The organism is Mycobacterium sp. TH-M11 (assembly GCF_057473725.1).
Window position 1 is genome coordinate 1 of the sequence record NZ_JBYCLD010000301.1, and the last position, 6,518, is coordinate 6,518.

8 protein-coding genes and 1 pseudogene are annotated in these 6,518 nt (G+C 65.7%); 3 read left to right on the forward strand and 6 right to left on the reverse strand.

Annotated features, from left to right (window positions below):
* Nucleotides 1–560 (forward strand): MMPL family transporter (locus AC2VOG_RS12395; RefSeq protein WP_486940195.1); only part of this gene is annotated, 560 nt, incomplete at its 5' end.
* A gap of 117 nt (nucleotides 561–677) precedes the next feature.
* Here AC2VOG_RS12395 and AC2VOG_RS12400 read toward each other — a convergent pair.
* From AC2VOG_RS12400 to AC2VOG_RS12415, 4 genes are all read right to left on the reverse strand, one after another.
* Nucleotides 678–2,216, reverse strand: a complete 1,539-nt coding sequence (locus AC2VOG_RS12400) for a cobyric acid synthase (protein ID WP_486940196.1) — start codon at nucleotides 2,214–2,216, stop codon at nucleotides 678–680.
* On the reverse strand, nucleotides 2,213–3,070 hold the full coding sequence (gene map / locus AC2VOG_RS12405; RefSeq protein WP_486940197.1) for a type I methionyl aminopeptidase: 858 nt from the start codon (nucleotides 3,068–3,070) through the stop codon (nucleotides 2,213–2,215). Before map ends, AC2VOG_RS12400 begins: the two co-directional genes overlap by 4 nt.
* A 204-nt stretch (nucleotides 3,071–3,274) precedes the next feature.
* A complete protein-coding gene (locus AC2VOG_RS12410; protein ID WP_486940201.1) occupies nucleotides 3,275–3,682 on the reverse strand; it encodes a type II toxin-antitoxin system VapC family toxin in 408 nt (135 codons plus the stop codon).
* 5 nt (nucleotides 3,683–3,687) lie between these two features.
* Nucleotides 3,688–4,011 (reverse strand): ribbon-helix-helix domain-containing protein, encoded by a 324-nt coding sequence (locus AC2VOG_RS12415; RefSeq protein WP_486940198.1) that lies wholly within the window; start codon nucleotides 4,009–4,011, stop codon nucleotides 3,688–3,690.
* Between the two features lie 382 nt (nucleotides 4,012–4,393).
* On the opposite strand from AC2VOG_RS12415, the gene AC2VOG_RS12420 reads away from it, so the two are divergent.
* Nucleotides 4,394–4,867, forward strand: coding sequence for a hypothetical protein (locus AC2VOG_RS12420; protein ID WP_486940199.1), 474 nt, complete (start codon nucleotides 4,394–4,396; stop codon nucleotides 4,865–4,867).
* Between the two features lie 4 nt (nucleotides 4,868–4,871).
* Nucleotides 4,872–5,228, forward strand: coding sequence for a hypothetical protein (locus AC2VOG_RS12425; RefSeq protein WP_486940200.1), 357 nt, complete (start codon nucleotides 4,872–4,874; stop codon nucleotides 5,226–5,228).
* A gap of 204 nt (nucleotides 5,229–5,432) precedes the next feature.
* On the opposite strand, the gene AC2VOG_RS12430 is transcribed toward AC2VOG_RS12425, so the two are convergent.
* Together AC2VOG_RS12430 and AC2VOG_RS12435 are read right to left on the reverse strand one after the other, a co-directional pair.
* The gene (locus tag AC2VOG_RS12430; RefSeq protein ID WP_486940202.1) at nucleotides 5,433–5,801 is read right to left on the reverse strand and encodes a DUF4143 domain-containing protein; all 369 of its coding nucleotides are present in this window, start codon (nucleotides 5,799–5,801) and stop codon (nucleotides 5,433–5,435) included.
* A 514-nt stretch (nucleotides 5,802–6,315) separates the two neighbouring features.
* Nucleotides 6,316–6,518, reverse strand: a pseudogene (locus AC2VOG_RS12435) (hypothetical protein); the annotation flags it as partial.

Sequence of the window (6,518 nt, forward strand, 5' to 3'; positions counted from 1 at the left end):
CCGTCAACTCCGACATCCAACGACTGCTCCGCGCCGACTTCGCCCAACTGGCCATCGCCACCCTGATCATCGTCGGGCTCATCCTCGTGCTGCTGCTGCGCGCCATACTGGCCCCGCTCTATCTGCTGGGCACCGTCGTGCTCAACTACCTGGCCTCACTCGGCATCGGCGTGCTGGTATGCCAATGGGGACTCGGCTATCCCATCGCCTGGCCAGTACCGCTGGTGGCGTTCATCATCCTGGTCGCCGTCGGCGCCGACTACAACATGCTGCTCGTCTCTCGGCTGCGCGAAGAATCAGGACACAACATCCGCGTCGGCGTACTACGGACCGTCGCCAGCACCGGCTCGGTCATCACCTCGGCCGGACTGATCTTCGCCGCCAGCATGTTCGGTCTCATGGCGGGCTCGGTGGCTATCATGGTTCAAGCTGGCTTCATCATCGGATGCGGGCTGCTGCTTGATACCTTCCTCGTGCGTACCCTCACCGTCCCCGCCATCGCCACTCTCCTGCGCGAAGCCAGCTGGTGGCCCAACACGCCCATACCACCACACCGCTGATCCACCAGACGCGGGACGACGAACGGTCGATGTCGCGATAGGACGAGCCATCGGTAGCGCTGTGGCAGGGCGACATATCTGCGCAACATTGAACTCGTGTGCAGCACCGGGGCGCCTTCAGCGAAAACCCTTGATCGCGGCAGGCATTGGCGGGCTTGGGCTCAGCGCCGCCACGATCGTCGGACGCCGCGGCGGCCCGCCCTCGAGCAGCCCGGTCACCGCCTCGACGTCGAGATGCGCATCCAGCAGGTTGGCCATCAGGTCCAGCTGGGCATCTCTTCGCGCAGCCACATTCACGTCGTCGGCAACGACGAATCCCTCGCGGCCGGCGGCGGCCGCGGCTGCGGTCAACCACTGCCGCCGGAAGTGGTCGTTGTCGAACAGGCCGTGCCAGTGCGTCCCGAACACCTGGCCGCGCCGATATCCCTGCGCAACACCGTCGACGTCGAACCAGGTGTCGTCCGCGCACTGGTCCACCCGCCCGTGATGAATCTCATAGCCGTGTAGCGAGCCCTCCCAGCGGCGCAGCACCTTCTCCGGGGCGAACGTGATGTCGGCGTCCAGCATCCCCATCGCCGCGACTCGGCCGGACCGGCTCTCTATCGCGTCGTCGATCGAGCGGCACAGCATCTGGAAGCCGCCGCAGATGCCCAGCACGGCCCGGCCCGACGCGGCGTGCGCGCGGATCGCCTGCTCCAGTCCGCGCGCGCGCAGCCAGGCCAGGTCCGCGACGGTGGCCTTGGTTCCCGGCAGCACGACCACGTCGGTGTCGGCCAGGTCGGCGGGTTCGCCGACCCAGCGCACCAGCACGCCGGGTTCGCAGGCCAGCGCCTCGACGTCGGTGGAGTTGGAGATCCGCGGCAACCGCAGCACCGCGACGCGCAGCCACTGGTCACCCCGTGGCGGCCTCGGTGTGCCCAGTACGCGGTGCGCCAAAACCGGGACCGCGTCCTCGGTGTCGAGCCACAGTTCCTCGGCGTAGGGCAGCACCCCGTAGGTGGGTCGGCCGCTGAGCTCGGCGAGTTGGCGTAGGCCCGGCTCGAGCAACGCGACGTCACCACGGAATTTGTTGACGATGTAACCGGCGATCAGCGCCTGGTCGTCCGGGTCGAGGACGGCCACCGTCCCGAACAGGTGCGCAAGCAGCCCGCCGCGGTCGATGTCGCCGACGATCACGACCGGCAGATTCGCCGCGCGCGCCAGCCCCATGTTCGCTAAATCCGTTGCACGCAAGTTGATTTCGGCCGGCGACCCGGCGCCCTCGCAGATCACCGCGTCGAATTCGTTTCGCAGTTTGGCCAATTCGTCTTGCACGACGGCGGACAGCGTGTTGCGATCCGACCAGTACTCCGCGGCGGTGGCCACCCCCGCGACCTGTCCCCTGATCACCAGTTGGGAGGTCATGTCGCTACCCGGCTTGAGCAGGATCGGGTTGAATCGCACGCTGGGCACCAGACCGGCGGCGCGCGCCTGCATCGCCTGAGCCCGGCCGATCTCCCCGCCCTCGACGGTGACCGCGGAGTTGTTGGACATGTTCTGCGCCTTGAACGGCGCGACCCGAATTCCGTTGCGCGCCAACAATCGGCACAGACCGGCGACCACGATTGATTTCCCTGCGTCGGAGGTGGTGCCGGCGATCAGCAGCGCGCCGCTCACGGAAGGGTGAGAATCTCCGCGCCGGACTCGGTGACCAGCAGAGTGTGCTCGAATTGCGCGGTCCACTTGCGGTCTTTGGTGACCACGGTCCAGTCGTCGTCCCAGATCTCGTAGTCCAGCGAGCCGAGGTTGATCATCGGTTCGATGGTGAACGTCATCCCGGGCTCGAGGATGGTGGTGACCGCGGGCTCGTCGTAGTGCAGGACCACCAGGCCGTTGTGAAAGGTGGTGCCGATACCGTGACCGGTGAAGTCGCGAACGACGTTGTAGCCGAACCGGTTTGCGTACGACTCTATGACGCGGCCGACCACCGACAGCGCGCGGCCCGGTTTGACGGACTTGATCGCCCGCATGGTTGCCTCGTGGGTGCGCTCGACCAGCAGGCGGTGCTCCTCGGCGACATCGCCGGCCAGAAACGTGGCGTTGGTATCGCCGTGCACGCCGTCGATGTAGGCGGTGACGTCGATGTTGACGATATCGCCGTCTTGGATCACGGTCGAGTCGGGAATACCGTGGCAGATCACCTCGTTCAGCGACGTGCAGCACGATTTGGGATATCCCTTGTAGCCCAATGTCGAGGGGTAGGCGCCATGATCGACCATGTAGTCGTGGGCGATCCGGTCCAGCGCGTCAGTGGTGACACCGGGCGCGACGGCCTTGCCCGCCTCGGCCAGCGCGCGGGCGGCGATCCGTCCGGCAACGCGCATCTTCTCGATCACCTCGGGCGTTTGCACCCAGGGCTCGGCGCCCTCCTTGGCGGTCGCCTTGCCGACGTACTCCGGGCGCGCTATCGACTTGGGCACCGGAAGCGTCGGCGACACCACACCGGCGGACAGGGCGGAACGAACAGGCATGTCGTCAGGGTATCTCCCACGGTCGGCTGACGCGGCTGGCCGGCAGAGAGCGGCAAGCGGACGGCCAGCCACCAGACTCACCTGACCTTGGCGGCGAGTCGGGAAACTACCCCCTGTCGCGCCGGTGTTGGAGTGTGGCCCAACGCCCAGTTATGACGTGATCAGCCGCCGGCGTGAGACGACTCCGACGACACCCAGAGGGATTCACGGAAGAAAGGTGAAGCTCTCGGTATGGCACGGACGGACGACGGTGAAGTGACGGCGGTCGACGGTCGCGATCTCACTGATGCCCAACCGTTCCGCTGTGGCCACCACGGATGCGTCTACGCTGCCAAGTGGCAGGTCTCGGTATCGGGCAACAAGTTCCGCGATCCGCAGCCAATCTCCGGCGGCTACCGGTTCGACGGCGAACGCACCGTCGGCCAGGTCCCCGAGGAATCGCACCTCGGTTTCGGCGCCCAGTCGGGTAGCCAGCAGGTAGACCACCTCGGTGATGACGAGTGTCGGGACAATCAACGGGCCCGGATGGGTCTGTAGAAGTTCCAGCGACTGCGCATGATGAGCGTCGTCGGCGTCGACGTAGGCATACAGGGGGCCCGCATCGACAACAATTGCCGCTACGGTTCGACCTCGGCAGCCAAGATTTCCTCGATACGCTCGGAGACATCGCTTCGGCCGCTACGGCCGGCGGCCGCTGCGTTGAGGCGCCGACGGGGACCGGTCGTGCCAAGGTATGCCTCGAGCGCTTCACGGCTAACGTCCGAGATGGTCACATTCCGTCGCGCAGCCTCATGCCGCAGACGAGCATCCAACGCGTCAGGGATCTTGACTGTCGTCCGTTTCACGTATGCCAGCATACCGTAGCTGTCCATCGCGTATCGGCCAGAAATGCCAAGGCTGCTCGCCTCACGGATTAGGGGGCCAGTCTGCGTCCGGTGCATCGAGTGTGCAGCCTGGGCGTCGAGTGTGCATCGTGGGCGGGGAGATCGCGAAAATCCCGCCCCCTGTTCACACTCGAAGCCGTCAGTGCACACTCGACGCCGAGGACGCGGGTTTGTTCGCGATACGTGAGGTCACCTCAACGTGCTGTGCCGAAAAACCACCGAATGGGCCAAGCGTGTCGCCGCACGCGGCCGACCGCCGGCAGGGCCAGACATAAAGCGGCAAGCGCACCACCGGCCGACACACCAGCGCCAGGTTGCTGACAAGTCGGGAATCTACCCCCCCATGCATGCCCGGGAGATCCGTCAATTTGTCGAGCCCTTGGAGCCCGGGATCAGGGCGACCTCGACAAAGGCCGACCTTACAAGTAGTTTTAATGACATGGAAAGCGTGACCTTCTCCGATCTGCAGCTGCGCGGCAAGGCCACCGTCGAAGATTGGTTGCGTCGCTCGCAGAGCCGGGTTCTGCGGGTCCAGCGCCGCGACGCCGAGGACTTGGTGTTGACGACCGCCACGCGCGCTGCCCAGGCGCGCGAAGCATCGTCGGTGACCGCCCGAATCTTCGTCGCCCTGATGCAGCGTGATCCGCACGTGCGCGAACTGGTGACAGAGATCGTCCCCGACGTATTTCCGTGGGTGACATTTCTGTCCCGCGACGAGGTGCGGGACTTCGTGCTGGAGCTGGTGTCGACAATGCGAGCGGCTGACGCGATCGACAACCCAACGCCGGTAGTGCAGGTGATCGAAAGCTGGCGACACACCGCGGAGGTGTTGGTCGATCCCGAGTTGACCACGGTGCTGACCATGCCCAGTGACAGCGACTTCGGCACTGTGCCCCAGCCCAGCCTCGGGTAGCGGATTGACGCCCAAACGCGGCGATCGCATCGCACCGCCGGCCGGTAGCGCCGTCGAGTGGGAGTTGCGATTCGCCACCAGTGAGGCGGTAAAGGGTTGGGAGGCGCTATGTCAGCAGGTCCCAGCCAACACCGCGGTGGCCTGGCACGAACTGCGTTCCCGGCCAGACAATCCGATTGCGACGGGCCGACACCACCGGCTCAAAGGTCGCCTCGCCAGCGGTGTGCACCGCGGCGTCGCGATGGAGCAGTGGCAATACGAGGTCACGAGCGGTGGCCGGCTGTGGTACCTCGTCGACGGCGAGAGACGCACATTGTGGCTACGACACGCCGCCCCCAGCCACCCATCCGCCACGGATTAGGGCGCTGGCACCACGCCGGCATCACCGCGTTCATCATTGCGCCAACCGGCACGCAGCCCAGCGTTTCGCGCAGCGGGTAGATCAATGACACCTCAGTACCCTCGGGGCGCTCTGCCGTAGTTCGCCTAGCATGACCAGCGACTTCCTTGGTACGGCACAGACACCTCACCTTGTTTAGAAGTCGGGAAACTACCCCCTGGGGGACTAGAGGACTTCGATGGGTACGGCTGCGAGCCGGTCGCCGAATGGCCGGGCTTGTGGACCGGTGTGGAGTATGAGGCCGCCGGCGAAGCGTGTGCCGACTCTGTCGCGGAGTCGGGCGATCCAGCGGGTGTCTTTGCCGCGGAGGGTTGCCGCCGACTTGATCTCGATCGCGGCGATGAGGCCGTCCGCGGTTTCCAATATCAGGTCTACCTCGGCGCCGTCTCGATCGCGGTAGTGGAACAGTCGAGGGGCCTGTTGTGACCATCCGAGTTGTCGCCGGAGCTCTGAGATCACGAAAGTTTCGATGATGGCCCCTGCCGCGTCCGGGTTCGCGCTCGGCCCGGCTCCAGTGGGTGAGAGTTCGCGGATTCGCGAGCATGATTTCGCCGATTAGCGAGATTTATCTCGCCGATTCGCGGCATCTAGCCGGAGCCGGTGCCGTCGCAGCCGGGCCGACGGGACTGGAATCGCCGGCAAGCCCACTAGCGCGGGCTACCTCACGTGTCGCGAACAGCACCCCATGTTTTCGACAATGCTTTCACCAGTCGTTTTGCCGCTCGTCTGGGATCGAAACGACAGAACGAGCTCACCTTGGTGACAAGTGGGAAAACTGCCCCCTGATGCGGGTGTTTTCGGGTCACGTCTGCGTCCAGTGGATCGAGTGTGCATCCTGGGCGTCGAGTGTGCATCGTGGGCGGGACAATCGCGGAAATCCCGCCCCCTGTGCACACTCGAAGCCGTCAGCGCACACTCGACGCCAGCAGGGGCAGGCAGAAAGCGGCAACCGGACGACCGGCCGACACGCCAGCACCACCTTGGCCGCCCACGCTATCCCCGCCTGGTGAGCCCCGCCTCCGGCACCAACGGTGGAAGAGAACTTCGGTCAGGCGCGACGGTGCAGCAACGACCGACGCGGGCCCTTGACCTTGACCGAGCCGCAGACCACCCGGCCGGTCAACACCACGTGCGGGGTGCCCTCGGCCGGCGTAACCTTGCGCCGGTCGCTGGCGCTGCCGCCGTAGACCTCGACGTCGTCGATCGACGCGCTGGCGCCGACCGGCAGGCGAATCTCGACGGAACCGAATC

Coding starts and splice junctions, on each gene's coding strand:
- map (WP_486940197.1), bottom strand. CDS start 3,070: ATGCCTGTTCGTTCCGCCCTGTCCGCCGGTGTGGTGTCGCCGACGCTT.
- AC2VOG_RS12415 (WP_486940198.1), bottom strand. CDS start 4,011: ATGCACCGGACGCAGACTGGCCCCCTAATCCGTGAGGCGAGCAGCCTT.
- AC2VOG_RS12420 (WP_486940199.1), top strand. CDS start 4,394: ATGGAAAGCGTGACCTTCTCCGATCTGCAGCTGCGCGGCAAGGCCACC.